At 36.7% G+C, this 26,117-nt stretch carries 33 protein-coding genes and 1 tRNA gene; 14 read left to right on the plus strand and 20 right to left on the minus strand.

The window, feature by feature from the left end:
• Positions 1-264: 264 nt before the first annotated feature.
• The 4 genes from DCS32_RS03100 to DCS32_RS03115 form a co-directional block, all read right to left on the minus strand.
• Positions 265-349 (minus strand) — tRNA-Ser (locus tag DCS32_RS03100).
• A gap of 167 nt (positions 350-516) precedes the next feature.
• Positions 517-1,539 carry an asparaginase gene (locus DCS32_RS03105; RefSeq protein WP_108876943.1) on the minus strand — a complete coding sequence of 341 codons (1,023 nt, stop codon included), beginning with the start codon at positions 1,537-1,539 and terminating at the stop codon, positions 517-519.
• Positions 1,536-2,657 (minus strand): glycerol acyltransferase, encoded by a 1,122-nt coding sequence (locus tag DCS32_RS03110; RefSeq protein ID WP_108876944.1) that lies wholly within the window; start codon positions 2,655-2,657, stop codon positions 1,536-1,538. Before DCS32_RS03110 ends, DCS32_RS03105 begins: the two co-directional genes overlap by 4 nt.
• 70 nt (positions 2,658-2,727) lie before the next feature.
• Complete coding sequence (locus tag DCS32_RS03115; RefSeq protein WP_108876945.1) at positions 2,728-3,504, minus strand: TatD family hydrolase; 777 nt, start codon at positions 3,502-3,504, stop codon at positions 2,728-2,730.
• Between the two features lie 121 nt (positions 3,505-3,625).
• Here DCS32_RS03115 and DCS32_RS03120 point away from each other — a divergent pair, with 121 nt between their 5' ends.
• The 3 genes from DCS32_RS03120 to DCS32_RS03130 all read left to right on the plus strand — a co-directional run bounded on the left by DCS32_RS03120 (position 3,626) and on the right by DCS32_RS03130 (position 7,153).
• On the plus strand, positions 3,626-4,063 hold the full coding sequence (locus DCS32_RS03120; RefSeq protein ID WP_108876946.1) for a retropepsin-like aspartic protease: 438 nt from the start codon (positions 3,626-3,628) through the stop codon (positions 4,061-4,063).
• Between the two features lie 262 nt (positions 4,064-4,325).
• Positions 4,326-5,483, plus strand: coding sequence for a M12 family metallopeptidase (locus tag DCS32_RS03125; RefSeq protein ID WP_108876947.1), 1,158 nt, complete (start codon positions 4,326-4,328; stop codon positions 5,481-5,483).
• Between the two features lie 149 nt (positions 5,484-5,632).
• Positions 5,633-7,153 carry a GH3 auxin-responsive promoter family protein gene (locus tag DCS32_RS03130; RefSeq protein WP_108876948.1) on the plus strand — a complete coding sequence of 507 codons (1,521 nt, stop codon included), beginning with the start codon at positions 5,633-5,635 and terminating at the stop codon, positions 7,151-7,153.
• Positions 7,154-7,231: 78 nt separating this feature from the next.
• On the opposite strand, the gene DCS32_RS03135 is transcribed toward DCS32_RS03130, so the two are convergent.
• The gene (locus DCS32_RS03135) at positions 7,232-7,861 is read right to left on the minus strand and encodes a hypothetical protein (protein ID WP_239057554.1); all 630 of its coding nucleotides are present in this window, start codon (positions 7,859-7,861) and stop codon (positions 7,232-7,234) included.
• A 60-nt stretch (positions 7,862-7,921) separates the two neighbouring features.
• Between DCS32_RS03135 and DCS32_RS03140 the strand changes: the two genes are divergently transcribed.
• Entirely contained in the window at positions 7,922-8,644 is a 723-nt protein-coding gene (locus DCS32_RS03140; RefSeq protein WP_108876950.1) for a DUF6503 family protein, read from the plus strand.
• A gap of 3 nt (positions 8,645-8,647) precedes the next feature.
• On the opposite strand, the gene DCS32_RS03145 is transcribed toward DCS32_RS03140, so the two are convergent.
• The 3 genes from DCS32_RS03145 to rplU all read right to left on the minus strand — a co-directional run bounded on the left by DCS32_RS03145 (position 8,648) and on the right by rplU (position 10,297).
• On the minus strand, positions 8,648-9,199 hold the full coding sequence (locus tag DCS32_RS03145; protein ID WP_108876951.1) for a hypothetical protein: 552 nt from the start codon (positions 9,197-9,199) through the stop codon (positions 8,648-8,650).
• 134 nt (positions 9,200-9,333) lie between these two features.
• Positions 9,334-9,594 (minus strand): 50S ribosomal protein L27, encoded by a 261-nt coding sequence (rpmA, locus tag DCS32_RS03150; protein ID WP_013751238.1) that lies wholly within the window; start codon positions 9,592-9,594, stop codon positions 9,334-9,336.
• Positions 9,595-9,634: 40 nt separating this feature from the next.
• Positions 9,635-10,297, minus strand: coding sequence for a 50S ribosomal protein L21 (gene rplU / locus DCS32_RS03155; protein ID WP_108876952.1), 663 nt, complete (start codon positions 10,295-10,297; stop codon positions 9,635-9,637).
• A gap of 349 nt (positions 10,298-10,646) precedes the next feature.
• Between rplU and DCS32_RS03160 the strand changes: the two genes are divergently transcribed.
• Complete coding sequence (locus tag DCS32_RS03160; protein ID WP_108876953.1) at positions 10,647-11,225, plus strand: lipocalin family protein; 579 nt, start codon at positions 10,647-10,649, stop codon at positions 11,223-11,225.
• 64 nt (positions 11,226-11,289) lie between these two features.
• Here DCS32_RS03160 and DCS32_RS03165 read toward each other — a convergent pair whose 3' ends face one another.
• The 12 genes from DCS32_RS03165 to DCS32_RS03220 all read right to left on the minus strand — a co-directional run bounded on the left by DCS32_RS03165 (position 11,290) and on the right by DCS32_RS03220 (position 19,204).
• Complete coding sequence (locus tag DCS32_RS03165) at positions 11,290-11,778, minus strand: DUF4199 domain-containing protein (RefSeq protein ID WP_108876954.1); 489 nt, start codon at positions 11,776-11,778, stop codon at positions 11,290-11,292.
• A gap of 84 nt (positions 11,779-11,862) precedes the next feature.
• Positions 11,863-12,399: an RNA methyltransferase gene (locus DCS32_RS03170; RefSeq protein ID WP_108876955.1), complete on the minus strand. Its 537-nt coding sequence runs from the start codon at positions 12,397-12,399 to the stop codon at positions 11,863-11,865.
• A gap of 61 nt (positions 12,400-12,460) precedes the next feature.
• Positions 12,461-13,345: a GTPase Era gene (gene era / locus DCS32_RS03175; protein WP_108876956.1), complete on the minus strand. Its 885-nt coding sequence runs from the start codon at positions 13,343-13,345 to the stop codon at positions 12,461-12,463.
• A 138-nt stretch (positions 13,346-13,483) separates the two neighbouring features.
• Positions 13,484-13,945, minus strand: coding sequence for an RNA methyltransferase (locus tag DCS32_RS03180; RefSeq protein WP_108876957.1), 462 nt, complete (start codon positions 13,943-13,945; stop codon positions 13,484-13,486).
• 63 nt (positions 13,946-14,008) lie between these two features.
• Entirely contained in the window at positions 14,009-14,233 is a 225-nt protein-coding gene (locus DCS32_RS03185; protein WP_013751231.1) for a hypothetical protein, read from the minus strand.
• A 159-nt stretch (positions 14,234-14,392) separates the two neighbouring features.
• Positions 14,393-14,611: a YgjV family protein gene (locus DCS32_RS03190; protein ID WP_204161796.1), complete on the minus strand. Its 219-nt coding sequence runs from the start codon at positions 14,609-14,611 to the stop codon at positions 14,393-14,395.
• A gap of 62 nt (positions 14,612-14,673) precedes the next feature.
• Positions 14,674-15,969 carry a DUF3570 domain-containing protein gene (locus DCS32_RS03195; RefSeq protein ID WP_239057555.1) on the minus strand — a complete coding sequence of 432 codons (1,296 nt, stop codon included), beginning with the start codon at positions 15,967-15,969 and terminating at the stop codon, positions 14,674-14,676.
• A 34-nt stretch (positions 15,970-16,003) separates the two neighbouring features.
• On the minus strand, positions 16,004-16,216 hold the full coding sequence (locus DCS32_RS03200; protein WP_108876959.1) for a DUF4266 domain-containing protein: 213 nt from the start codon (positions 16,214-16,216) through the stop codon (positions 16,004-16,006).
• Entirely contained in the window at positions 16,213-17,211 is a 999-nt protein-coding gene (locus tag DCS32_RS03205) for an FAD:protein FMN transferase (RefSeq protein WP_108876960.1), read from the minus strand. Before DCS32_RS03205 ends, DCS32_RS03200 begins: the two co-directional genes overlap by 4 nt.
• The gene (locus DCS32_RS03210) at positions 17,195-17,635 is read right to left on the minus strand and encodes a thioredoxin family protein (protein WP_108876961.1); all 441 of its coding nucleotides are present in this window, start codon (positions 17,633-17,635) and stop codon (positions 17,195-17,197) included. Before DCS32_RS03210 ends, DCS32_RS03205 begins: the two co-directional genes overlap by 17 nt.
• Positions 17,636-17,723: 88 nt before the next feature.
• Positions 17,724-18,419 (minus strand): Crp/Fnr family transcriptional regulator, encoded by a 696-nt coding sequence (locus DCS32_RS03215; RefSeq protein WP_108876962.1) that lies wholly within the window; start codon positions 18,417-18,419, stop codon positions 17,724-17,726.
• Between the two features lie 80 nt (positions 18,420-18,499).
• Positions 18,500-19,204 (minus strand): VIT family protein, encoded by a 705-nt coding sequence (locus tag DCS32_RS03220; protein ID WP_108876963.1) that lies wholly within the window; start codon positions 19,202-19,204, stop codon positions 18,500-18,502.
• 335 nt (positions 19,205-19,539) lie between these two features.
• Between DCS32_RS03220 and DCS32_RS03225 the strand changes: the two genes are divergently transcribed.
• The 9 genes from DCS32_RS03225 to cysM all read left to right on the plus strand — a co-directional run bounded on the left by DCS32_RS03225 (position 19,540) and on the right by cysM (position 26,007).
• Complete coding sequence (locus DCS32_RS03225; RefSeq protein ID WP_239057556.1) at positions 19,540-19,827, plus strand: DUF983 domain-containing protein; 288 nt, start codon at positions 19,540-19,542, stop codon at positions 19,825-19,827.
• A complete protein-coding gene (locus DCS32_RS03230) occupies positions 19,827-20,459 on the plus strand; it encodes a Crp/Fnr family transcriptional regulator (RefSeq protein ID WP_108876965.1) in 633 nt (210 codons plus the stop codon). Before DCS32_RS03225 ends, DCS32_RS03230 begins: the two co-directional genes overlap by 1 nt.
• A 75-nt stretch (positions 20,460-20,534) precedes the next feature.
• The gene (locus tag DCS32_RS03235; protein WP_108876966.1) at positions 20,535-21,347 is read left to right on the plus strand and encodes a sulfite exporter TauE/SafE family protein; all 813 of its coding nucleotides are present in this window, start codon (positions 20,535-20,537) and stop codon (positions 21,345-21,347) included.
• A gap of 139 nt (positions 21,348-21,486) precedes the next feature.
• Complete coding sequence (locus DCS32_RS03240) at positions 21,487-22,893, plus strand: MBL fold metallo-hydrolase (RefSeq protein ID WP_108876967.1); 1,407 nt, start codon at positions 21,487-21,489, stop codon at positions 22,891-22,893.
• A 247-nt stretch (positions 22,894-23,140) separates the two neighbouring features.
• Positions 23,141-23,482 carry a rhodanese-like domain-containing protein gene (locus tag DCS32_RS03245; protein WP_108876968.1) on the plus strand — a complete coding sequence of 114 codons (342 nt, stop codon included), beginning with the start codon at positions 23,141-23,143 and terminating at the stop codon, positions 23,480-23,482.
• Positions 23,483-23,620: 138 nt separating this feature from the next.
• Entirely contained in the window at positions 23,621-23,887 is a 267-nt protein-coding gene (locus DCS32_RS03250) for a heavy-metal-associated domain-containing protein (RefSeq protein WP_108876969.1), read from the plus strand.
• A gap of 3 nt (positions 23,888-23,890) precedes the next feature.
• Positions 23,891-24,151, plus strand: a complete 261-nt coding sequence (locus tag DCS32_RS03255; protein ID WP_108876970.1) for a DUF202 domain-containing protein — start codon at positions 23,891-23,893, stop codon at positions 24,149-24,151.
• 184 nt (positions 24,152-24,335) lie between these two features.
• The gene (epsC, locus tag DCS32_RS03265) at positions 24,336-25,121 is read left to right on the plus strand and encodes a serine O-acetyltransferase EpsC (RefSeq protein ID WP_108876971.1); all 786 of its coding nucleotides are present in this window, start codon (positions 24,336-24,338) and stop codon (positions 25,119-25,121) included.
• Positions 25,122-25,128: 7 nt separating this feature from the next.
• The gene (cysM, locus tag DCS32_RS03270) at positions 25,129-26,007 is read left to right on the plus strand and encodes a cysteine synthase CysM (protein ID WP_108876972.1); all 879 of its coding nucleotides are present in this window, start codon (positions 25,129-25,131) and stop codon (positions 26,005-26,007) included.
• Positions 26,008-26,117 lie beyond the last annotated feature (110 nt).

The raw sequence follows: 26,117 nt of genomic DNA on the forward strand, positions 1-26,117 counted from the left end.
TTAAGAATTCCTTTCTTTTATTTCAGAAGATGATTTACACGATGGTCAAATACAATGCTCATTTTGAAAATTGACAACTAATTGTTTTGAAGAAAATTTTTCAATTAAGACTCACATACTCCACACATACTTACCACCAGCTTAAGAAACTACTTTAGAGTGTGATTGGTAAGATCCTAAATACTACCACCTATATTAGAGATGTAAACGTATAATATATATGTCATAAAAAAAGTGCTATACTTAAACGTATAGCACTTACAGCAGAGAGGAAGGGATTCGAACCCTCGATACGTTGCCGTATACACGCTTTCCAGGCGTGCGCCTTAAGCCACTCGGCCACCTCTCTATTTTTGTTGTAAAGCGAGTGCTCTACATCTATTCATCCTTAACGACATCTGATTACAAATCACTGTTGTAGGTGTTTCAAATTTTCGCGAAAGCGTATAAATCATACACTTTCTAAAGGATTGCGAAATAACAAAAAAATAATAACTCATTCAAGAGTTACACACTTTATGTGAGCTCTCCTCGTAAAGAAGTTTCAAAGACTGTTTTAAATACTTTAGGTCCCAGCTCCTGCCCTAGTAAATACATCATCTTTGTGGTGGCTGCTTCTGTAGTCATGTCGCCTCCATTAATAACGCCCATCTTCTTTAATGCGACACTAGTCTCATAATTGCCCATGTTCACGCTGCCAGAGATACACTGTGTGATATTTACGATAGGAACTCCTCGTTTGATAGTTGCTTTAAGAGCATCTAGAAACCAGGGTTGCGTAGAAGTGTTTCCTGCCCCGAAGGTTTCTAGCACCACGCCACGTGTACAAGGAACATTAAGCATTGCTTCTACTAAGCACTGCGAAATACCAGGATATATTTTAAGTAGTAGAATCTCTGTAACTAATGTTCTGTGAACTTTAAGTGCTTTTTTATTCGGTTTCCAAAGTGCGTCTTCGTTTATAGTAAGATGTACTCCTGAGGTGAGGAGTTCTGGATAATTAGGAGACGTAAATGCTTCAAAATTTTCGGCACTTATTTTTGAGGTGCGATTTGCTCTATAAAGTTTGTACTCAAAATAGAGACACACTTCAGTTATGAGCGGTTTATTACGTTTTCTCAAAGCAGCTACTTGAACTGCAGTAATTAAATTTTCCTTTGCATCTGTGCGTAAGTCTCCTATAGGTAGCTGCGAGCCAGTAAACACCACAGGTTTAGAAAGATTTTCTAGCATAAAACTTATGGCAGATGCACTATAACTCATAGTATCACTACCATGCAGCACTACAAAACCATCATAGGTATCGTAACCCTCTTTAATGAAATCGCAAAGCTCGTTCCAGTAGGTAGGATTCATGTTTGACGAATCTATCACTGTATCAAATGAGGCGGTGCTTATATCACAATCTAGTAATCTAAGCTCAGGGATTTTTTCAAGCAACTCATCAAAGTTGAAGGCCTTCAAAGCTCCCGTTTCATAATCTTTGATCATACCTATGGTTCCACCTGTGTATATTAAGAGAATTTTAGCCTTGCTCATACTTTTTCTGATTGTACTACTGGGTTTGCATACATTAATAAGAAGCTATCTACCTCTATCTGCTTTTCTGTATCTACTCGTACTTCTAATCTACGTTCAAAATGACGTAATTCTTTCTCATCATAATGAGCACTATACTTATCACTCTTGTAATATAAATCGTATGCTATATAATTAGATGGCCACAACTTGTAGTTTTTCCATATGATAGTATCTAGCGCACTGGCAAATGCTTGCAACTTGTCATTATCACTTGCATAATCCTGAGCAATTTGATCATAAATTTCCTCTGGCATAGGTGCCGCTGCAATATGAATATTGCGTTTATTACCTAGCGCACCTTTTAGGATGCTATTAAAATCTTCGTTTGCTGTTTTTATGTAAGGTACATTTTCTTGTTTTGCTACAATTTCTGGGACCTTCAAAATATCTGTAGGATCATACTCATAAGAGATGGCAACTCCTACTATGTTGAGTTCTTTGAGGTACTCCATTAGTGGCGTCTTGCCACGAGCAATGGTGATCATCTTGAGTACACCTTGTTGTGTTTTATCAAGTCCGTCTTTGGTTCTTCCTTCTCGCTGGGCTACCCACACGGATCTATTCTCTACTAGCAAGTGTTTTATATACTCTGACAGTAACTTTGAGCTCATTAACATCTCTCGAGGTGACTGCCCTCTTTGCACTAAGAAATTCCTATTGAGCTTAGATAGCTCCATTAAAAAGTCTTTTTGCACAAGATTATCACCTATGGCAGAGGCTGTAGTAATAAGACCGTGATCTATAAGCGTCATATTAAGTAATGACGTATCAAGTACAATATCACGATGGTTTGACAGGTATAGATAAGACCGCTTTCGCGAAAGCGTATCAAACCCACTACACGTAAAATTCTCAGCACTTTTATCAAGTAAATTTGTTACCGATTTATAGATAACTTTTTCTTGAAAGTCGGCTATGGAAAAGCAGGCACTAAGTACTTCTACAATTTCTTCTTGTGTTTTATCTGGAAATGTAAATTGCAGTAAAATCCTAAACATAGGATGTCTTGCTGCGTGAAGTAATGCCTGATTTACTTCATTATCATTATAAGGTCGTATATGATCGTATCTATTCAAAATAGTCTGGATTGTTTGTCACAAAAGAACAAAATATTTTGAGTCTTCATCTACTATTTACAAGAAGATACTATGCACGCTTTGTAAAAAACACTGCATCTGCGTTACTCGTAGTTATTGCAGCGATTTCATCTAAAGGTTTTTGATAAATTGTCGCCAACTTTTCAGCTACCAAAACCACATAGCTACTCTCATTGCGTTTACCACGATACGGCACAGGGCTTAAATATGGTGCATCTGTTTCTAATACAATATGAGATAGCGGTATCTCTGCAAGAAACTTATCTATCTTACCATTTTTAAAGGTTGCTACGCCACCTATCCCAAGTTTCATGTTATAGCTGATAGCCTGCTCTGCTTGTTCTTTAGTTCCAGAAAAGCAGTGAAAAATCCCAAAGAGATCATCTCCTTTCTCACTTTCTAACACTTCAAAAACTTCATCAAAAGCTTCTCTACAGTGTATAACGATAGGTTTTTTATATTTTTTAGCTAGTTGAATTTGCCTCTTGAATGCATCTTGTTGAATTTCAAGTGTAGACTTATCCCAATACAAATCTATCCCTATCTCCCCTACTGCATAAAAATCACGAGCGGCAAATTGTGCTTCCACATGTGCCAGTTCTTCTTCGTAGTTCTCCTTAACATGTGTAGGATGCAGACCCGCCATTAAAAACATATGATCTGGATAGTTTTTTTCTAATGCATACATACGTTCTGTATATTCAGAGTCTATCGCAGGAATAAAAAATCTATTTACACCAGCGTCAATTGCTCGTTGTATCATCACGTCCTGATCTTCATCAAAAGACTCGCTGTATAAATGGGTATGGGTATCTGTAAAATTCATAGATCACAAAAATAGCTAGTGTGTCGAAAAGAGAGAAGGGAAAACACATAAACCTGAGCTATGGTTTACAAAGCTGTAAATCTATAGGATTGTAGTATTTTTGAGTAATACATTGATAAATATGCCTTCATTACGCGAGTTTTTACTTTCAAAAAAATACTGCCGTTCACGCCTCTTCCCTACCGTGACTAATCATCTTGAAATGAAAGCAAACATTAATGGTGTAGAAGGATCATTCATACTTGATACAGGAGCTTCTAGTTCGTGCATAGATTTTGAGTTTGCAGAGTTGTTTGGGCTACTTTCAGAAGATAGTGAGATTCTCGCAGCAGGTGCTGGTGCAACAGATATGATTACTAAGCTTTCGCGAAAAAACACCATTACCATTCAAAAATGGGAATACAAAAAACTAGACATCGTCCTCTTTGATATGTCACATGTAAATACAGCACTGAAAAATCATGATGCCGAACCTGTCCATGGAATTCTAGGAGCAGATGTACTTAATGCAGGAAAAGGCATTATTGATTATCAATATAATTGCTTGTACTTAAAATAAGTGCTCATTTTAAGCGCTACATCTTCTCACAAATCCACGTTAAATGTTAAAATTTTAACGATTATTCAATTTAAACATCTATCAATCAGTAATCTATATTTTTTAACAAAATTCATATAATCCAATAAGAATTTTCTCACGTTTAAATATTTGTAACCATAACAGTATTTTTTTTTACTGTAATCATACAAACATTCAAGACAACTTTCTGCGGCCGCGATAAGTGATTTTGGAATTAACCTTTTTAATTTAAAATCCAATTATGAAAAATTTTCATCTAGCAGTCGCCTGCGCCTTATCATTATGTCTTTTTAATTCTTGTGAGAAAGAAGACATTAATGAAAATAGCGAAGAAACTACCACTGCAGAAATACAATCAAATGACATCGAGAAAGCAGAAGAAGCTTTCCCAGGTCAAAAAGGAAAATCACAAAACCTCTTTTACGGCTTACATAGTCTAGAAGTGGCAACAATAAATGACACCTATGTCTTTGAAGGAGATATTATCTTCTCAAAAGACCAACTTCAAGAAAGTACAGATGCTACTCGCAGCACTGGCCGTACAGGAGGAAAATGGGCAAATAATACTGTTTATTATGCTATAAACCCTAGTCTTCCTAATCAAGCTCGTGTTATAAATGCCATAGCAAACTGGGAAGCGAGTACTTCTGTACGTTTTGTACAACGTACAAATCAGGCTGACTATGTTTACTTCACTCCTGGGAGTGGTTGTTCTTCGTATGTAGGAAGAATAGGTGGCCGCCAAGACATCACACTTGCAAGCGGTTGCTCTACAGGTAGCACCATTCATGAAATAGGTCATGCCGTAGGTTTATGGCACGAACAAAGTCGCGCAGATCGTGATGACTACCTCACCATCAACCTAAACAATGTACAAGATGGAGTGGATTATAATTTTCTAACATATGTTGCACAAGGACAAGATGGAACAGAATATACAGCCCAGCTTGACTTTAATTCTGTAATGCTTTACAGCTCTTTTGCTTTTAGTAAAAATGGCCAACCTACCATCACAAAAAAAGATGGTTCTACATATACTACAAACCGCACAGCACTCTCTAATGGTGACATTACTGGCATCAATATTATGTACCCAGGTGATGGTGGCGACGGAGGTAATAGTGGAGACATTTGTGATGGTGTAGCTGCATACAATAGCAACACGAATTATACTATAGGCAACCAAGTGACTTACCAAGGCAATCTTTATGAACGTGTAAATGGTGGTTGGACAAACCTAGGTCCTTGCGGAAGCAATCAACCACCTGCAGATATATGCGAAGGTGTGCCAGCATACAATGGTAATAAAAGTTATAGTGTAGGTGATTTTGTAACCTACCAAGGCGGACTTTATGAACGTTTATCAACTAGCTGGGATCGCATAGGCGATTGTGGTTAGGTTTTTATAAAATCTAATAATATCAATAGCCACTCTGCAAAGAGTGGCTATTTCTTTTCACAATTCTTCCTTAACATCGGGTTAAACTTGCTACAATCTATATTAACTTTATAATGAGAATTAACATATTTGTAAAAAAAATCACAACCATGGCTATTCTAGGATCTATAATAAAAAGTGCAATTGACTTAAAGGATACATTATCCTCAGACATTAATCCTATTCAAGAGCAGGAACAAGTTCTAGCAGATATGCTAGATACTGCAAAGAATACTGCCTTTGGAAAGTATTATGGATTTTCTCAATTACTAGAGGAAGAAGATCAAGCCACTGCCTTTTCAAAAATGGTTCCTTACCATGATTATAACCAGATGGACAGCATGTGGTGGGATCGCATAAAACATGGACTAGAAGACATAACATGGCCTGGAAAACCTCACTACTTTGCACTTTCTAGTGGCACCACTGGAAAGACAAGCAAAAGAATTCCAGTTACCGAAGAAATGGTTGCTGCCATAAGAAGCACCAGTCTTGCTCAAGTATCTGCACTAGCTCATTATGATTTACCAACAGATTTTTTTGATAAAGAAGTAATGGCTCTAGGTAGCTCCACAGATCTTATCGAACATGACGAATTTCTTGAGGGTGAAATAAGTGGTATTACAGCGAGTAATATCCCTTTTTGGTTTAAAGGATTCTACAAGCCAGGAGAAGATATCGCCAAAATTGAAAACTGGGATGAACGCGTAAAAACCATTGCAGAAAGAGCCAAAAATTGGGACATAGGCGCGCTAAGCGGCATCCCATCATGGATGGAGCTTATGCTTAAAGAAGTAATTGCTTATCATGATGTAAAAAATATCCATGAGATCTGGCCTAATTTGCAAGTTTTTACAAGTGGTGGTGTAGCCTTTAAACCTTACGAAAAAAGCTTTAGACAACTTCTAGGAAGAGATATTACTGTTATTGACACATACCTAGCATCAGAAGGGTTTATGGCTTACCAGAGCAGGCCTGAGACTTCCTCTATGAAGCTTTCTACAAACGCTGGAATTTACTTTGAATTTGTACCCTTTACTCCTGAATATATAAATGACGATGGCTCGTTATCACAAGATGCACCATCTCTCACTTTAAAAGAAGTGAAAACAGATGTAGACTATGTGCTTATTATAAGTACAGTTTCTGGCGCATGGAGATATCTTATAGGCGACACCATCGCATTTACTGATGTTGAAAGAGCAGAAATCAAAATAACAGGACGTACTAAGTTTTTCTTAAACGTAGTAGGCTCTCAACTTTCTGTAAATAAAATGGAAGTAGCCCTGAGAGAACTTGAAGAACAATTTGATATTGAAATCCCTGAATTTACATTGAGTGCAAAAAAGATAGATGGAGAGTTTTACCACTGCTGGTATATAGGCACAACAGCAACTACAAATGAAAGCGAACTTGCAGAGGCACTAGACAAAAGCTTAAAAGAAGCAAATAAAAATTACAAAGTGGCAAGAGGGAAATCTCTCAAAGGAGTAAAAGTCACAACTATTGACCCTAATATTTTTCACGAATGGAGTGGTCAAAACAAGAAAAAAGGAGGTCAAGTAAAAATGGAAAAAGTGATGGATGAAGAAAAATTTGAAGCCTTTGAAAAATTTGTTTCTGAACAATAATTTCACCTAAATTTTATAAAAAAAACGGCTATAACCTCAAAGTTATAGCCGTTTCAAATGTACTTAATTTAGTACGCATTAATGCTCTTCTAATAAATGCACAACCTCTTCGGGAGACATATATAGACTGCGCAGACGCTCTTTATAAGCCTCAGATATATTTGCATGGTCTAGTATAAAATTCTTAGTTTTTAAAATATAAGTCCCCATTCCATGCGTAATCGCATATACATCTGCAGTACGTTCTACTTCTTTAATATGAGCGCCAGAATATAAATACTTCACCCCAAAAACTAACATTCCAAAGCCGGAGCGCTCTCTATAATCCATTACATGACCTAGCTCATGCCCCAACCATCCAGTAACTACATCGCTTGGCACTTCAGAAAAACTAAGTTCATCTTGATCTATTTGTATCGTTCTTGATATAAGTATAATGTATTCACGTTTTTTACGAGACTTTAAAAAACTAGCCCAACGCGGTTGTGCCTGCATTGTCGACTTTTTTATATTGTCTTTAAACTGAAAAGTTATTGCAGTGTTCCACAATTCTGGGTAGTGCTCCAAAGCAAGTATAGCTTCATCATAAATTTCTTTAGGAATTACTTTATTCTCAAGGTTGAGCACTGCATCCTCAGTAGGTATTACATCTTTCTCTGTCATACTTTCAAAGTAGGGTTTATCTGCTTGCTGTGCTGTTAAGAGCATACTAAAGTTAGTTAGGATAATCCAAAAAGCAATGTGTATCTTCATCTTCAAAACATAGGTATGAAAAAATTATTAATAACTAGTATTGTTTTTTGTCTCGCTTTCGCGAAAGCGGACTTTGCAACTGCACAATCTTTGAGACCTGTTACAGGTGCTGAGATTATTAAAAAATCAATAGCATTTCATGACCCTAATGGTAATTGGTCAACTTTTCAAGGGGAATTTACCTTGGCACTTGATATGCCAGAAAAAGCTTCTAGAAAGAGCGTTATCACACTAGACATTCCCAATGAATATTTTAATCTCACCACTGAACAAGAAGAGACAACTTCGTTTAGGGAGATAAGCAGTGACACTTGTAAATATACAGATGAGACTGGAGAAGTAACCACTACAACTACTAATAGCAAAGAGTGCGAGAGAACAAGAATGTATCGCGATTACTATTCCTATTTGTACGGACTTCCTATGAAGCTACATGATCCAGGAACTCAAATAGATCCCATGGTAAAAAATGTCACTTTTAAAGGAAAAAAATACATCATGGTACAGGTGACCTATGACGAAGCTGTTGGTTCAGATGTTTGGCAATTTTACTTTAACCCATCTACGTATGCCCTAGAAGTATATCAATTTTTCAAAGGCACCGATGAGACTACAGGTGAGTATATTCTTCTTGATGACATAGCTCTCATCGAAGGTATTAAAATGCCTAAAAATCGCGCCTGGTATTACAACAAGGATGATGGATACCTAGGAACAGATAGACTTTTGCAAGATTAATCACTAATCATTTTTTACAGTTAAAACAGCCTGCTTGTAGTTGCGCATACTATAATACTCTGCATGCAAAGAAGAGGCAAACTCTTCTACCCTTTCAAAATTTACATATGATGGATTAAGACCATCATTAAAGTCCTCATCTGTGATAAGAAGCGCGATATACCATGTGTCGCCATAAATTCTAACAGGATCGTCATCAAATACAGGACCTATCCCGTTTTCCTCCAACATCTTATTTGCTAAGGGTCTTAGTAAATTGACAGTTTTTGTATTCTTACTCACTTCATAAAACGAGATATAATAATTATTTCCATCAAGTACTACTGGCACATTATCTTCTACATAGTTGTGCTGTAGGTCATACTTTGTATTTACATAAGTATAAAACTCATCTGCATCTTTTGGGTCTGTAAAGATGTATGAATACCTCTTAGGCAGCTTTTTATTAAACTTCTTAGCTTTTTTAATAGAACCATTACTGAGGTCAGGAGCTATTGCCACTGGAAAACATGATTGCAAAACAACTACACAGAGTAAACCTAATAAAAATCTCATTTAATGCATTTTACGTAACGCATCAAACAATATACCAAAACTATAAACACTTGTTAAACTGAGTATAACCAAGAAAACCCTTACCGCATTGCGGTAAGGGTTTTATATGATAATTGAGAAACTATCCTCGTTTATTATGCCTCAAAAGGCACGATAGAAACGTAAGATTTGTTATCTCTTTTCTTTTGGAATTTTACAACACCATCTACTCTTGCGTGTAGTGTGTGATCTTTTCCTCCGTATACGTTCTCACCTGGGTGATGCGTATTACCTCTTTGACGTACGATGATGTTCCCTGCGATTGCAGCTTGTCCTCCAAAGATCTTAACACCTAAGCGTTTTGATTCTGATTCGCGACCGTTTTTAGAACTACCAACTCCTTTTTTGTGAGCCATCTTGTTTCGGTTTTATAAGTTATACTTGATAGTATAGCGATTAAGCTTTACCACCGTCTAATTCGTCTTGCCATTTCTTAAGCTCATCCCACTTACCATCTGCAGCAAGTTGTGCTTGTGCTGGCCATGTGTCAGTTACGTGATTTCCACGTACACCTGCGATAATTTCAGAAATCTTAGCAGCATCAGTTTTTGCAAGTTCTGCAAAAGTTGAAATTCCTGCCTCTACAAGAGTTTCAGCAATTTTAGGTCCGATACCTTCTACTTTTTTAAGATCGTCTGCTTTAGAAGATTTTTTTGCATCAGCCTTAGGAGCAGTTTCCTTTACAGGAGCAGCAGCTTTAGGTTCAGCTTTTTTCTCTTCTTTCTTAGGAGCAGCTTTCTTTGCTCCAGAAGTAGCGATACTTTCAATTACGATTTCAGTAAGAGACTGGCGGTGTCCGTTTTTTACACGGTATCCTTTACGTCTTTTCTTCTTGAAAACGATTACTTTGTCACCTTTAAGGTGTCTTAAGACTTTTGCTCCTACTAGAGCTCCGTCTATAGCTGGGGCGCCTAAAGTGATGTTAGATCCGTCTCCTACCAAAAGTACTTTGTCGAAATCGACAGTTTTTCCTTCTTCGGTAGATAGGCGGTTAACAAAGACTTTTTGGTCTTTTGCAACTTTAAATTGCTGCCCTGCTATCTCTACAATTGCGTACATAGCGATTAATTAAATATTGTTATTACACTAATAATAGCCCAAACCTCTCAGTTTAAGCGGGTGCAAATATACTATTTATCTTAAGATTTACAATAAGCATCATTTGTTTTTATATAATAATATCACTCTACAAATACATTCTTACAGAAATTCTAAAATGAACTTACAATAATCACCCGGCACCACGTCTCATTCTTACAAAGCTCAAACAACAAACACCTATTTAACAACAGAATAATGCTATCACAAGGAACACAACCCTAAAAATATAAATAATTTTAACGTTTTTATTTGCATTTTAACGATTGTAGAGATATTTTCGCCCACTTAACTAATCAATCAATTAACAATGAAACATTTAAAATCAATCATCACATTAATTATCTTAACATTTACACTTGCTTCTTGCTCAACAGATGACGCTCCAGATGTTGACACAAATCTTATTGTAGGAGAATGGTCTATGACTGAGTTTACATACAACACCGAAACAACAGTAACATTTGGTGGTCAAACAATAAATTCTCAAGGCGATGGAGAAGGCTCTAACTTTGACTACAACGTAACTTTTAACGAAGACAACACACTAGTAGCAAATGGTTCTTATGATCTTACTATTACTGGAACTGTAAATGGTGAAGCCATTTCTGCTCAAAATTCAACTGTTTCTGAAGTAAACACAAACGGAGAATGGAGCATTAATGGTGACCAACTAACAGCTTCTGGAATAACTACTGCCGATATTGATAATGAATTTTTCTCTGGAAATGCAGAAGAATCTACATCTACAATTACACTACTTAACTCAAGTACGCTAAGAATAGAAAGTGATTTTGCAGATGCTATTCCTGCAGGATTTGAATTTCCAGAAGGTATAGATTATAACATTGATGGAACGGCAATCGTAACATTCACTAGAGTAAACTAAGCGCTTACGCTTTAAAATACTAAAAACCGCCAATTGGCGGTTTTTTTGTTTTTACTTTGAGTACTTATCCTCGCACAGAGTCACCTCTCTCCTTTAATACTTTCTTAGTTCCTTCTGTATTCCAACTTGGCTTAAACAACTGCATAAAACAAAGTGATAAGCATACCGCAGTTGCAAAACCTGCAATCGCTACTGTAAACACCACAGAACCTATACTTGTATTATATGTCTGCTCCCAAGGACCTATTAATCCATCTAGAAATTCTGGATTTATGTTTCCTGCATATAATGCAAAAAACCCTGTAAAAATGATGGTTGCTACAAATCCCGAGACAACTCCATTTACCATACCGTCGGTATAGCTGTATGTAGCTCCGTTTTTGATTTGTGTATACTTAATAACCTCGTAAATCCCAAAACCTACAATCACTCCATTAAAAAGTGAGAATAGCACATTAGTATGTAAGTTAAATAAGGAAAGTACTAAGAAGTACGCTATGAGGCCACCACTCATTGCAAAAGCAAATCTGATAGGCATTGTGAATTTTGACATCTTGTTTAGTTTTTATTACATAAAGATAAACAAAATATAAAGCTACACTCTTAATCCACTGTTAAATAACAGCTTAACAAATCATTAAGAAACCCCTAACTTGCTGAATAGGTCCCAAATAACCACTCCCGCGCTCACAGAAATATTAAGAGAATGCTTTGTACCCAATTGTGGGATTTCAATCACCGTATCACTTAAAGACACAATTTCTTGCTGAACACCTTTTACTTCGTTGCCAAAAACAACGGCATACTTTTCACCAGTAGTAGGCATAAATTTATCAAGCATCACTGCTCCTTCTGCTTGCTCTATGGCACACACATAAACACCATCCTCTTTTAATTGCTTCACTAGAGCAACACTGTCTTCTACATATTCCCAAGCCACAGCATCTGTTGCTCCTAGGGCTGTCTTTTGTATATCGCGATGCGGTGGCGTTGCAGTAATGCCACAGAGATAGATTTTCTCTACAAGAAAAGCATCTGAAGTTCTGAAAACGGACCCTACATTATTAAGACTACGTATATTATCTAGAACAATAATTATGGGCGTCTTCTCTGCCTCCTTAAAATCAGAAACAGATTTTCGGTTGAGTTCGCTATTTTTAAGTTTTCTATTCATGAATCAATCGGTGTGGCCGTAATGCTTTGTAAACTTACGCTTTCGCGAAAGCGTACTCATATTACTTCTGGTTATAACCAAAACGCTTAAGCTGGTTAGAATTACTTCTCCAGTTCTTATTCACCTTCACATAAAGCTCAATGTGCACCTGCTTGCCAAAGAACTTCTGCAAGTCCTTTCTAGCCTCTACACCTACTCTTTTTAGAGCAGTTCCTTTATGCCCTATAATAATTCCTTTCTGGCTATCACGCTCCACCATAATGACTGATCGCATGCGGATGATCTCATCCTCTTCAAAGAAATCTTCTGTATCAATCTCTACAGCATAAGGAATTTCCTTCTTGTAGTGCATCAAGATTTTCTCACGGATGATCTCGTTTACAAAAAAGCGCTCTGGCTTATCTGTAAGTTGGTCCTTAGGATAAAAAGCTGGCGACTCTGGCAAGAGCTCAATAATTCTATTGAATACCTGTGGCACACCAAAGCTCTCGAGTGCAGATATAGCAAACACCTCAGCATTTGGCACTTTTTCAGACCATAACTTTAAAGCCTCTGCTAGTGTCTCTTCGTTTCCTTTATCTATTTTATTTATAAGTAATAAAACAGGAATTTTTGAACCGCGTATTTTATTAAAGAATGCCTCATCCTTAAGTTCCTTCTCACCAAGCTCTACAATGTATAAAAGCACATCTGCATCTTCAAAAGCACTTTTTACAAAGTCCATCATAGAAGCCTGTAACTCATATGCTGGCTTTATAATACCAGGCGTATCGCTTAATAGCATCTGGAAATCCTCCCCATTTACAATACCTAAAATACGGTGACGTGTAGTCTGCGCTTTTGAGGTAATGATACTAAGACGCTCGCCTACAAAGGCATTCATAAGCGTACTTTTACCCACGTTAGGGTTACCGATGATGTTTACAAATCCTGCTTTATGAGACATAATAATTTATTTTAAGCAAAGATACTTTAATTTGCCACGTTGCGCTTGCTCCTCAGTGAGAACTGAGGTAATAGATGAATAAATATATAATTGAAGTTTACAAATTGTATAAGTACGCTTTCGCGAAAGCGAAACTCGCTAAGATCTAGGCTTATCCCTAGTTCTATCATATAGTACAATACTTCCCGCCACCGAAACATTGAGACTCAATGTAGATGGGAATTTTATAAGAAAGTGAGACTTTTCTATTGCCTCATTAGTAAGACCATGATCCTCTGCACCCAGTAAGTAGACACAACGACGCGGATGATGAAAGCTTTCTAGCGTCTCTGCTCGATCATCAAGCTCTACTCCTACAATGCGTACACCCTTAGGAAGGTGCTTAAAAAAGTCGTCAAAGGTATCATAATGATAATACGGCATTGCTTTTACCGCATTATGCGTATCACTAGATTGCTTTGCATATCTATTGCCTATGGTAAAAATAAAACTAGCACCTAGATTTTGAGCAGAGCGCCATAAAACACCTAGATTCTCTGGTGTCTTACCATTCTGTATCCCGATACCAAAAAATTCGTTTGTAAAGTTGTCTGGTTGCATAGCCACACGCTTAAAAAGGGGTTCAATAAAAAAGAGACCGTCACAAGTGAGGCCTCTTTTATTTTACATACTATCAGGTCTACCCTTCAAGCGTTTTTCTATCTTTTTTTTCTTTTCGGTGAGACGCTTCATGGCGTCCATTATTTCAGAGTCTTTTGTCTCTTTAAAAATCTCATTCAGTGCAAGAATGAGTCGTTTAGCCTCTCTTGAAGCAGCAACGCGATCACTGGTGGACATATTGCTCATTGAAGCATTTTCAAAAGCCACCGCTTCTTCCATTAATTTCATACAGTATTTCAAATTTTGGCGAATATAAGCGAACCCATACTAATTTACAAGGATTTACGCAAATTTATACTCAATATTATGCAACTTTAGATGAAAAAAGCGTAGCTTAAGCTATTCTTCACTCTTTTTATCATAAGCACTGTAACACAGTTAGATACCTTAGTCTTTCTTTATAAACAGGTAATATCCGTTTACAAATAGTATTGCAAGATTAGTAATAATGATAGGAATACTACCTAATAACACTCCATACGTTACAAATAATGCACAACCTATAGAGTTTACAATACGCAACTTGCGTAAATCTTTATTTAAAAATGATAGCAATACAAAAAGACTTGCTAAGTAACCGACAATTTCTGTAGGATTAATTTCCATTATTTTTTATTGTTTTAGTACGTAACGCGCACTTACATGAACGCGCGAAGATACTTTACAATCTAATCCATCACAAACTTAAAACCTGCGGTAATGATACTGGAGCTAAAAGTGGTGTCTCTATCATATCTATAAAACTTTAAATCTATGCTCTTAAGTCCTAGTTTCCAGATATGAGCTTTTGCAAAAATATCTGTGTATGAAACACCAAAACCAAATTGATTTGCCGAATATTCTGAAAGATCATAATCAGAAGTATAAAACTCATCTGTAGATAAAGCCTCCTCATAAGGCCTAAAGTAGTCTGCCGCCGTCTGATTGTAAAATCTATATGACGGATAGATGGTAAACTTATTTGTAATCTTTATAGGGATTTCTACACTTGCAGTATGTGAATTTATGCCCCAGTCATCAAAGTAATAACGATAATAGGTGCGCACAGAAACAGTCTCATTAACAAACCAATTTAAACGACCACCAGCAGCTACTTTAAATCTAGTATCCGGCAAACGCTCAATAGCATCTGCCAGTTGAAAATTTTCTATAAATGAGTTTTGTACATCACCAAAATAAACCCTTTGGAAAGGCGTAGATAGTAAACCATCTTGTTGCACAAAATCTATGGCAAGTGATCCTTGTACATTTTTATGAAGTATCTGTGATAATCCAAAACCTAATGAGTAAGAGTTACGTCCCTCACTATCAAACTCCGTAAATCTAGGGTTATAATTAGTATTACCAGTAATGGTATTTTCTGTAAATAATCTATTATTTAAGCCGTCACCACCTTCTCCAAAAGGTCTTAACTCTGTTGGGTAAATAGCATTCCATGTATCAATATAAACGTTTCCGTTTACACTTAGCTCGGTATTTTTCTCATTAAAGAGTTTTGTATAACTACCACCTACACCTACAGAAAAGTAATCATACTCAGAAGATACAGATAGCTTTGCAGACCAGATATCATTTCTATCGTCTGAGCTGTGACTATAGCTTCCCGTTATATTTGCCCATAAATCACCACTAGATGCTCCAGAGGAAGCCTGGAAAGGATCTGCTAGCCCTCCTCCGTCAAAAGGCCCTACGTTACTAGATGATGCAGAGGTATATGCAGAAACTCCAGCATCAATAGTAAGTACATCATCGTCGTTTAATGGAATAGAAATTACAAAGGTTCCTATGACATCTGTCAACTCCTCAGAACCTATACCTCCACTCACCGCAGCATTATCTCCATCTTGAGAATAGTAGCTTGTCAGGAAGTCTACTTCTGTAGTTTCTAGTACACGTTTTTTGTAAACTTTTGTTTCGTCTTGTGCTGTTTGAGAATGCGCTTTCGCGAAAGCGAATACACACATACAGAGAATTATTTTTTTCAAGTGATTTATCATATTAGTTACAGCCGCAGCCTCCTCCTGTTTTTCCTCCATTTGCACCTACCGCTGCTTCTCTATAAGAATGTGCCGTTGTCACATTACGGTCACATTTCTTTTCTGAAAGAATCATGTCTGGGTCGTTTATATTGACCTTTTCATATTCCTTAACTACAACACAGCTAGTTAAACTAATAGCTATAAGTGCAGTACACACTATTTTTTTAATCATATTTTATCTATTTCAATATTCTTGGACTTGGTAATAACTCCTCTATCATCTATGATAATGCATTCTATCTTTGGCAACTGATTTATTCTATCTAGACCCGCTTCTTTACCCATTACAAATACAGAAGTCGCAAGAGCATCTGCAAGCTCTGCTGTAGGCGCAAAAACTGTAACACTAATAATACCGCTAGAGGGGTATCCTGATCGTGGGTCTATAATATGCGTGTATCTTTTACCATTAAAGTTTACAAACTTCTCATAATTACCAGAAGTTACTACGGCACCGTCTGTTATAGGTAGTAATGCAAATACTTTATTTTTATTCATTGGGTTTGTAATGGCGACTTTCCACTCGCTTCCATTTGGTTGCTTCCCCCAGGTGTTCATGTCTCCAGATGCGTTTATAATTCCAGAAGGCACTCCTTGCGCAATAAGTAACGCTTTTGCCTTATCTGCCGCATAACCTTTACCTATACCTCCAAAACCAATTTTCATTCCTTCTAGTTTGAGGAATACGGTACTCTCATTTTTATCTAACACAATATTATTGAATCCCACCTTTGCTACAGAGGTCATAATTTCAACTTCTGAAGGCATTACGTCCATACTGCCATCAAACTTCCAAATACGATCCATTGACGCATAACTAATATCAAAAGCTCCATCAGTAAGTTTTGAAATCTTGATTGCTCTTTCTATTAAATTGAATAACTCTGTATCTACGCGCACAGGTTTAATTCCCGCGTTTCTATTAATGCTAGAAGTTTCAGAATTTGGATCCCAAGAGGAAATGAGTTTTTCTATTCTTGTGATTTCGGCTATGGCAACAGCTATGCTTGCATTGCCTTGTGCTTCATCATTTGCCACCACTGTTATATCAAAACGACTCCCCATAAGCTTGAGCGTACGTTTATATGGCTGTTGTGCTGAGCATAGCATAGAAAACAGCACGACCAGCAAAGTGATTTGTACTTTCAAATTATTTTGTAAATGCATTTAATTCCTTGATATAGTTTTCTGGCGTGGTCTTTTTATAACTAGTCTCTCCTAGTACTTTACCCTTACCATCTAGCACCACTACAAATGGAAATATCCCGTTTGTATTATATGTTTCTGCTAGATGAGCATTTGCCTTAACTTGACTCTCTGATAATGCATTATTTTTCCTTCTAGGAAAATCTGCTTGAAGCATTACATAATGTCCTTTTGCATAATTTTTAAAAGCATCTGTACTCCAGACTTCACGATCAAGCTTTATACAAGGTGCACACCAATCTGAGCCCTGAAAAACGAGAACTATGGGCTTGCTTTCTTTTAATGCAATAGCTTTTGCTTTTACAAAATCAGTTTGCCATTCTTGAGCACTTGCAGTCACTACAGAAGCAATGACAATTATTAATATTGATAAAATTTTTTTCATAGTTTCATAATTGAGATAATATAATCTATTAAACGTATTCTAATTGCACATCTTACATTGACATTTATCAACTTGCAGGCATACATATTCAGCTAAAGTTTGCTACTTTGACTAGACCATTATAATCTTTAATAAAAATGCTACTTCGCTTTGTTGTAATAAGGTTTTCTTCTTTAAAATCTTTAAGCATTCTCACGACAGACTCCATCGCGGTACCCACCATACTTGCCAGGTCTTCTCTATGAATACTAATTTCTGTTTCTAAGTTCTCGCTCTGTTTAAACTTACTTTCTAAAACAAGAAGGTTTAAGGCTGTGCGCTCCCTTACTGTATACTTTGCAAGAATTCTTGTAGCATTAAGAAAAACCCCAAACTCGTGGCTCAAATTTTTTAATAAGCGTCGTGATAATTCATGCGACTTATCTACAGCGTTCATAAAGTCTTCCTTGGATATAAATACCACCTCGCAATCTGTAAGAGCCGCTGCCGAATCTGGATATAGCTCCTCACTCAATAATGCATGATAACCTAAGTACTCACCTTCCTTACAGATATAGAAAATATGTTCACTCCTAAGATGAGTATCTGTAAACTTCTTTACTTTCCCATCATTAATTCTATATATACCTTCTGGTCTATCACCTTCTTTAAAAATGAGTTCTCCTGCCTTAAAAAAACTTACAACGCAATTTTTAGTAATGTCCTCACATAGCGTTGCTGGTAGTCCACACAGTAAATCTTCATTATTAAAACTGAATTTGTCGTGTAGAAATAAATTAGTCATTATTAAACTTTAAGATTCTTTTACACGCTCCAGTTTTCGCTTGCCTATCGCTAGAAAGCGTTTTACATAACACGATCATACTAAGCAATATTTATATTAAATAAATGTCCAATAACAGCTGTCAACCCCATAGCTAGCGTTCCCCAAAATGTAATTCTGAGCACAGCCTTTATAGGGTTAGACCCTCCAGCTCTAGCAGCTACTATTCCTAATATGATTAAAAACATGATCGCAGCTACATATTGAATATACTCCATCCACTCTAAAGGGGCTAAGAATCCCACTAGCACTGGCAAAAAACCACCTACTGTAAAAGCTACACCAGAAGAAAGTGCTGCTTGCAATGGTTTTGCCTCCGTCATTTCATGTATCCCAAGTTCATCTCTTGCATGTGCTTCTAAGGCATTATGAGCTGTTAATTGGGTGGCGACCTCTAGAGCTGTCTCAACTGTAAGACCGCGACTCTCATAAATTTTGGCAAGTTCTAGCAGCTCTTCATCTGGAGTATCTATAAGTTCTTGTTGCTCTCGAGCAAGATCAGACTTCTCTACATCTGTTTGCGAACTAACAGATACATACTCACCAGCTGCCATAGACAATGCGCCTGCAACTAAGCCTGCAACACCGGCGATTAGTACTGGCTCCCGAGTACTACTAGCAGCAGCAACACCTATAATGATACTTGCAGTAGATAAAATCCCATCATTTGCGCCTAAGACTCCAGCTCTAAGCCAGCCACTACGATTTATGTAATGCTTTTCTAGTGTAAATTTCTCTTCATTCATCTTTTGTATAGTATAAATACCAAAGGTTAAACTTTATTATCTTAAAATTAGCTTTCGCGAAAGCGTAACTACAACATTAATATATCTTATTAATAATCCATGTTTAACCTAGGTGGTTTGCGCAACTCTAATTAATCTCTTTGATGAAGATAACTAATTTCAAATACTACAGTATGTAACATAAGTTACCGTGAGCATATTTTAATAGGTTTAATTTTACATAAAAAACTTAATTGTCCATGGGTAAATCGATAATATATAGCATCTTATTTTTAAAGTGTCCTCAATGCAGAGAAGGCGAATTTCTGGAAGCACACCCTTATAAGCTTTCTAACATGAATAAGGTTAAAAAGAACTGTCCTAAATGCCAATTAAAATACAGCATTGAACCTAGTTTTTATACAGGCTCTATGTACGTATCTTACGGTGTAGGTATTGCGGTTGCCGTGGCCGTTTATGTTTTAACCCTTATTTTTGGTTTAGATTTTGGACCTACAGGTATTCTAACGAGTATCGTCATTGCATTAATCATCACAATGCCATACATAGGAGCCGTATCAAAATCTATTTGGGCTCATTTCTTTTTTAAATATGACCCTAACATTCTTAAAAAAGCCGCATAATGATTCAAGAACTAAAAGCCAGTTACGGTCATCTCTTTGAAGATGCACTTATCAATGAAATACTCCAGGTAGGCACTTACAAGGAGGTTCCTGAAGGTTTTAAACTCATGGAAATAGGTGGCTATGTAAAAGGAATGCCGCTACTGGTCTCTGGGGTAATAAAAGTATTGAGAGAAGATAAAAATGGAGACGAGCTTCTCCTCTACTATCTAGAAAAAGGAGATACCTGCTCTATGACAATGACTTGTTGCATGGGGCAGACTAAGAGTGAAATAGGAGCAATTGCAGAGACAGACACCAAGCTCATTATGGTGCCTGTACAGAAAATGGAAGAATGGACGGCTAAGTACAAGTCTTGGAGAAATTTTGTTTTTGAGAGTTACCACAACCGCCTTAACGAGTTATTACAAACTCTTGACAGTATCGCTTTTGATAACATGGATGAACGCCTCTTAAACTACTTGAAAGAAAAGGCGAGAGTAAACGATGAACAAATTATTCATAACACACATCAAGAGATCGCTTATGAATTACACACCTCAAGAGTAGTGGTATCAAGACTTCTTAAAAAATTAGAGAACTTAGGAAAAATTGAATTACACAGAAATAATATCCAAATTATAGATTTATAACCCTTAAGTAACTTGGGTTACACCTAGGTCGTTATAGCAAGTCTATTTTTGTCTCTCAATACAAAGTAGTTTATAATGGAGATACTAGAAATACTTGGATATATAAGCGCCTTAATCATCGGCATTTCTTTAGGTTTAATAGGTGGTGGTGGTTCTATACTCGCCGTTCCTGTTCTAGCTTACTTATTTTCTGTAAATGAAAAGGTTGCTACTGCATATTCGTTATTTATTGTAGGAGCAAGTGCGCTTGTAGGTGGTTTTAAACAACACCTTAAAGGCTATGTAGACTGGAGAACGGCAATTGTTTTTGGACTACCCGCTATTGTAGGAGTTACCGTTGTGAGACATTATGTAGTACCTGCATTACCAGATATTTTATTTACCACGGGCGATTTTGAGTTTACACGTAGGATGGCAATGTTTGGCCTCTTTGCGGTACTAATGATTCCTGCAGCCTTTTCTATGCTCAAAAAAAGAAAGGATAATAAACAAAAAGGGGACGGTACTGTCACATACAATTACTCACTTATTTTAATAGAAGGCCTCATCGTAGGAGGTATTACTGGAATGATAGGCGCTGGAGGAGGTTTTCTCATTATTCCCGCTCTTGTTATACTAGCAAATGTAGAAATGAAAGTTGCGGTAGGTACTTCTTTAATCATTATCGCTTTTAAATCATTAATGGGCTTCTTTCTAGGAGATGCATTAACCATGAATATAGATTGGCTATTTCTTTCCATATTTACAGGCATATCATTTATAGGGATTTTTATAGGCAGTTACCTCAGTAATTTTATAGATGGAGACAAATTAAAAAGAGGTTTTGGCTACTTCATATTTGTAATGGCAATCTTCATTTTTTATATGGAGTTTTTTGTGAAACATTAATCATCGCCTCCCTTTTTTTTAAAAATTTAAAATACTACCCCTATGTAACTTATGTTACTGAAAGAAACATTTTAATCGTCTAATTTTACGTTATTAATAGTTGAGTCCGCTTTCGCGAAAGCGTAAAAAAATTAAAAATATGAAGGTTGAACAAATATATACTGGTTGTCTAGCTCAGGGAGCTTATTACATTGAAAGTAATGGCGAAGTAGCAATTATTGATCCTTTGAGAGAGGTTACACCGTATTTAAATAGGGCAAAACAAGATGATGCAAAAATCAAATATATTTTTGAAACTCATTTTCATGCAGACTTTGTAAGTGGTCACGTAACCTTATCAAAGGCGACAGGTGCTCCTATTGTTTTTGGACCAAATGCAAACCCAAGTTTTGATGCTATTATCGCAACAGATAGACAAGAGTTTTCATTAGGAGATGTGACTATCATAGCCTTGCACACGCCTGGTCATACTATGGAGAGCACCACGTACCTTCTTAAGGATAAAGATGGTAAGGATCATGCGATTTTTAGCGGAGACACCCTATTTCTAGGCGACGTGGGAAGACCTGATCTGGCTCAGAAAATGGGCGAACTCACAGAAAAAGATCTTGCTGGTTTTCTTTATGACAGTTTACGCAATAAAATTATGCCGCTAGCAGATGACGTTACGGTATACCCTGCGCATGGTGCTGGATCTGCTTGCGGAAAGAATATGATGAAAGAAACCGTAGACACACTAGGGAATCAAAAGCAAATGAATTATGCACTACGTGCAGATATGACAAAGGAAGAATTTATAGCAGAAGTGATAGATGGTTTATTACCACCGCCTCAGTACTTCCCTCTTAATGTCAAAATGAATAAAGAGGGTTATGAAGATATAGATGAAGTTCTAAAAAGAGGGACACAAGCATTATCTCCAGAAGCTTTTGAAGCTGCGGCAAATGAGACAGGAGCTATTGTACTAGACGTGCGTCATCAAGATAAGTTTGCCAAAGGGCATATCCCTAGATCTATATTTATAGGTATAGATGGTAGTTTTGCTCCATGGGTAGGCGCCTTAATTGCAGATGTAAAACAACCCTTATTACTAGTTACAGAACCGGGTCGCGAGAAAGAAACGATTACTAGATTATCTCGCGTAGGCTTTGATAACACCCTAGGATACTTAAAAGGTGGATTTGATGCATGGAGGGAAGCTGCCATGGAATATGATACCGTAAGCTCTATTACAGCAGCCACATTTAAAAGCGAATTAGAAAAAGGTGACAAATCTGTTTTTGATGTGCGCAAAGAAAGTGAGTACTTATCAGAACATGTACTTGGGGCAAATAACACGCCACTAGATTTCTTAAATGATCATCTAGCCGAGTTTCCAGATGAGCCATTTTATGTGCATTGTGCAGGAGGTTACAGAAGTATGATAGCCTCATCTATATTAAAAAGTAGAGGAATACATAACTTAATAGATGTGCAAGGCGGTTTTAAAGACATAAAAGAAACTGGAGCACCGGTGTCAGAATTTGTATGTCCTACTACGCTCTAGGGTATTGTAAAACACGTATATCCTAGCTGCAAAATGATTATCTAGGGTGATGAAAGAAAAATGCTGTTTAAGCAAAGACATTCATAGAGTGATGACTATGGTCTTATTGATTGGTTAGTAAAAAACGAGGTTATCAGTAATGATAATCTCGTTTTTAATTTAACACTGTATGTAACTTAAGTTACTGGCAGTGGGAAACTAGAGGACTATCTTTAATAAAAAAATAATGAAATCAACAATATTTATTATGTCCATATTATCATTTCTCTTTGGAGGTAAGCCTCAACAAAATAATATCACTGTTCTAAGCACAGCCGACTTTAAAACCGCTATCACAGATAAAAAAGTACAGCTAGTAGATGTTAGAACTCAAAATGAGTTTGACAGTGGTCATATACAAAAGGCAGTAAACATTGATATTTTTGATAAAACCAATTTTATTTCTGCTTTCAACTCTTATAATAAAGAAGAGCCAGTTTATATCTACTGTAGATCTGGAAACAGGAGTAAGAAAGCCTCACAGACTTTAGACAGCTTAGGGTTCAAGCAGATTTTTGATTTAAAAGGAGGATTTATGGCTTGGCATTAATGCTTATTCATCTGTTTAAAAACAGGTTTATTCTATTACATTTAATTAATTACGCTTTCGCGAAAGCGTAACACAGAACTCTCAAGGCTCCTACATCAAGCTGCCTCTTTAGATAATTATTTACTCAATACATATCTCATGAAAACATCAATTATAGTACAAAACCTAAAATGCGGTGGTTGTGCAAAAACAATCACATCAAAAATATCTGAACTTGATTATATATCAAACGTACAAGTGAACACCGAAACTGCTACTGTTTCCTTTACTACCCAAGGGACAGAAGACGCATTAAGTGTAAAAGAAAAGCTCAAGTCATTAGGCTACCCATCTATTGAAGATGAAAATGGAATGCTCTCTAAGGCAAAATCTTTTGTAAGTTGCGCTACCGGAAAAATGAAATGACTTATGAAAAAATTATCACTATCACTCACTGACAAACTAGCGATAGACAGAACAAAACTTGCAAATGAGCGTACTTTCCTAGCATACTTTAGAACTTTTATTGTGTTTTTGAGTTCTGGTCTAGCTATTATCAAACTTGACATTCTCACCGAAATAAAGTGGATAGGATCTATGCTTAACATCATAGCCCCCGTAGTGTTTTTAATAGGCCTGATACGTTTTTTATATGTGAAAAGAAGAATTAGGAAATACTACGCAGCATAAACCAACAACTATTTTAGTAACATTGGATGCTTAAAAAATACATGTTACCCTACCTATACTGGAACAAAATGATGAAGGGAGACAACGTATAACCCCCTCCTATCGCGTTAAAAAAGAGACAAAATATCAATTTTGTCTCTTATTCATTAACTAATGTTTTATAATTACCTACAGAGATATAAAAATGAATTATACCGATTTAATTACATCTATCAATAAACAGAAAAAGGAAATAAAAGTTTCCATTCTCTTGAAGCAAGAATCGCAACGATTTACACAGTTGTTATTCAATACACTGTTTGATAATGGAACCGATACAGAAAAGACTCTTGAGACTCTTGAAGCCTTGTTTATTACCATAAGAGATCTTGCTTGTCCAGAGGTTAAAGGTACACCGTGTAAAAAATGGGATGACTTTACTCTCGTAATACCTACGCTCTTTTGTAGTTTAAAAAAAGATGCAGAGGCTATTTATAGCAATGATCCCGCTGCACAATCTCTAGAAGAAGTGTACCTAGCCTACCCTGGTTTTTTTGCTATTGCGATTTATAGAATGGCAAGAGAATTTTATGAGTTAGGTTTACCACTCATACCACGACTAATGACAGAATATGCTCACCAACTCACAGGTATTGATATTCATCCGGGAGCGCAAATAGGAGAATCCTTTTTTATAGACCATGGTACTGGAGTCGTGATAGGCGAGACCGCAGAGATACGTAACAATGTAAAGTTATACCAAGGTGTAACTCTTGGCGCACTTACCGTAAATAAGGGATTAAAGAGCATAAAAAGACACCCTACCATAGAAGACAATGTAACCATATATGCAAATGCAACAATTCTAGGTGGAATTACAGTTATAGGAAAAGATAGTATCATAGGAGGTAACACCTGGGTTACAAAAACAGTACCTCAGAACTCTATAGTACTCCACAATCCTAAAGTAGAAATTCGCAATAAAAAATAAATAAGCAATGAATAAGACACTCTTAGATCAAATAGGAAACACTCCCATAGTGAAGTCTATAGCATTAAATACCAACCCTAATGTGAGTTTGTATTTTAAACTAGAAGGTGATAACCCGGGAGGTAGTGTAAAAGACAGAGCTGCTTATAATATGATAAAAAGTGCGCTAGACAGCGGTGCTATAGATAAAAGCACAAAGCTTATTGAGGCCACTAGTGGTAATACCGGTATAGCACTTGCCATGATTGCTGCTATTTATGGGCTAGAAATAGAACTCGTAATGCCTTCAAAGGCAACTAAGGAACGTGTGCAAACCATGAGAGCATATGGAGCAAAAGTTACACTTCACCCTGACGGGATAGAAGGAGCAAGGGATTATGCTATTGATAAGGTTGAAAATGAAAGATACTTCTCTTTTAACCAGTTTTCAAATGATCATAACTGGCAAGCTCATTATAAAACCACAGGACCAGAAATATGGAGAGACACTCAAGGTGAGGTGACTCATTTTGTATCTTCTATGGGAACTACGGGAACTATTATGGGAACCTCAACATTTTTAAAAGAGCAGAATAGTAACATCCAGATTGTAGGTGTACAACCCACAGATGGATCTAGCATACCTGGTATACGTAAATGGCCACAAGAATATTTACCAAAGATATTTAATGCGTCAAAAGTAGATAGAACAATCGAGGTAAGCCGTGACGAATCTATTGCCATGGCTAGAAGGCTAGCACAAGAAGAGGGAATACTAGCAGGCATGAGTAGCGGTGGCGCAACTACGGCTGCATTAAAACTAGCGAGCGAACTAGAAAGCGGAGTCATAGTAAGTATTATTTGTGATCGCGGAGATAGATATCTTTCGTCAGAGTTATTTGAATAGTGATTGCTTACTTCATACTGTAATTTAAATAATGGTGATGGCAATTACGCTTTCGCGAAAGCTTAATTGTCATCATTTGTTAAAATTATTTTAAAAAAATCAAGTATGTA

Origin of the sequence: Dokdonia sp. Dokd-P16 (genome assembly GCF_003095655.1) — a bacterium.
Taxonomy (GTDB): domain Bacteria; phylum Bacteroidota; class Bacteroidia; order Flavobacteriales; family Flavobacteriaceae; genus Dokdonia.

Coding starts and splice junctions, on each gene's coding strand:
- DCS32_RS03105 (WP_108876943.1), bottom strand. CDS start 1,539: ATGAGCAAGGCTAAAATTCTCTTAATATACACAGGTGGAACCATAGGT.
- DCS32_RS03115 (WP_108876945.1), bottom strand. CDS start 3,504: ATGAATTTTACAGATACCCATACCCATTTATACAGCGAGTCTTTTGAT.
- DCS32_RS03120 (WP_108876946.1), top strand. CDS start 3,626: ATGCCTTCATTACGCGAGTTTTTACTTTCAAAAAAATACTGCCGTTCA.
- DCS32_RS03125 (WP_108876947.1), top strand. CDS start 4,326: ATGAAAAATTTTCATCTAGCAGTCGCCTGCGCCTTATCATTATGTCTT.
- DCS32_RS03130 (WP_108876948.1), top strand. CDS start 5,633: ATGGCTATTCTAGGATCTATAATAAAAAGTGCAATTGACTTAAAGGAT.
- DCS32_RS03135 (WP_239057554.1), bottom strand. CDS start 7,861: ATGCTCTTAACAGCACAGCAAGCAGATAAACCCTACTTTGAAAGTATG.
- DCS32_RS03140 (WP_108876950.1), top strand. CDS start 7,922: ATGAAAAAATTATTAATAACTAGTATTGTTTTTTGTCTCGCTTTCGCG.
- DCS32_RS03145 (WP_108876951.1), bottom strand. CDS start 9,199: ATGAGATTTTTATTAGGTTTACTCTGTGTAGTTGTTTTGCAATCATGT.
- rpmA (WP_013751238.1), bottom strand. CDS start 9,594: ATGGCTCACAAAAAAGGAGTTGGTAGTTCTAAAAACGGTCGCGAATCA.
- rplU (WP_108876952.1), bottom strand. CDS start 10,297: ATGTACGCAATTGTAGAGATAGCAGGGCAGCAATTTAAAGTTGCAAAA.
- DCS32_RS03160 (WP_108876953.1), top strand. CDS start 10,647: ATGAAACATTTAAAATCAATCATCACATTAATTATCTTAACATTTACA.
- DCS32_RS03165 (WP_108876954.1), bottom strand. CDS start 11,778: ATGTCAAAATTCACAATGCCTATCAGATTTGCTTTTGCAATGAGTGGT.
- DCS32_RS03170 (WP_108876955.1), bottom strand. CDS start 12,399: ATGAATAGAAAACTTAAAAATAGCGAACTCAACCGAAAATCTGTTTCT.
- era (WP_108876956.1), bottom strand. CDS start 13,345: ATGTCTCATAAAGCAGGATTTGTAAACATCATCGGTAACCCTAACGTG.
- DCS32_RS03180 (WP_108876957.1), bottom strand. CDS start 13,945: ATGCAACCAGACAACTTTACAAACGAATTTTTTGGTATCGGGATACAG.
- DCS32_RS03185 (WP_013751231.1), bottom strand. CDS start 14,233: ATGAAATTAATGGAAGAAGCGGTGGCTTTTGAAAATGCTTCAATGAGC.
- DCS32_RS03190 (WP_204161796.1), bottom strand. CDS start 14,611: ATGGAAATTAATCCTACAGAAATTGTCGGTTACTTAGCAAGTCTTTTT.
- DCS32_RS03195 (WP_239057555.1), bottom strand. CDS start 15,969: ATGTGTGTATTCGCTTTCGCGAAAGCGCATTCTCAAACAGCACAAGAC.
- DCS32_RS03200 (WP_108876959.1), bottom strand. CDS start 16,216: ATGATTAAAAAAATAGTGTGTACTGCACTTATAGCTATTAGTTTAACT.
- DCS32_RS03205 (WP_108876960.1), bottom strand. CDS start 17,211: ATGCATTTACAAAATAATTTGAAAGTACAAATCACTTTGCTGGTCGTG.
- DCS32_RS03210 (WP_108876961.1), bottom strand. CDS start 17,635: ATGAAAAAAATTTTATCAATATTAATAATTGTCATTGCTTCTGTAGTG.
- DCS32_RS03215 (WP_108876962.1), bottom strand. CDS start 18,419: ATGACTAATTTATTTCTACACGACAAATTCAGTTTTAATAATGAAGAT.
- DCS32_RS03220 (WP_108876963.1), bottom strand. CDS start 19,204: ATGAATGAAGAGAAATTTACACTAGAAAAGCATTACATAAATCGTAGT.
- DCS32_RS03225 (WP_239057556.1), top strand. CDS start 19,540: ATGAATAAGGTTAAAAAGAACTGTCCTAAATGCCAATTAAAATACAGC.
- DCS32_RS03230 (WP_108876965.1), top strand. CDS start 19,827: ATGATTCAAGAACTAAAAGCCAGTTACGGTCATCTCTTTGAAGATGCA.
- DCS32_RS03235 (WP_108876966.1), top strand. CDS start 20,535: ATGGAGATACTAGAAATACTTGGATATATAAGCGCCTTAATCATCGGC.
- DCS32_RS03240 (WP_108876967.1), top strand. CDS start 21,487: ATGAAGGTTGAACAAATATATACTGGTTGTCTAGCTCAGGGAGCTTAT.
- DCS32_RS03245 (WP_108876968.1), top strand. CDS start 23,141: ATGTCCATATTATCATTTCTCTTTGGAGGTAAGCCTCAACAAAATAAT.
- DCS32_RS03250 (WP_108876969.1), top strand. CDS start 23,621: ATGAAAACATCAATTATAGTACAAAACCTAAAATGCGGTGGTTGTGCA.
- DCS32_RS03255 (WP_108876970.1), top strand. CDS start 23,891: ATGAAAAAATTATCACTATCACTCACTGACAAACTAGCGATAGACAGA.
- epsC (WP_108876971.1), top strand. CDS start 24,336: ATGAATTATACCGATTTAATTACATCTATCAATAAACAGAAAAAGGAA.
- cysM (WP_108876972.1), top strand. CDS start 25,129: ATGAATAAGACACTCTTAGATCAAATAGGAAACACTCCCATAGTGAAG.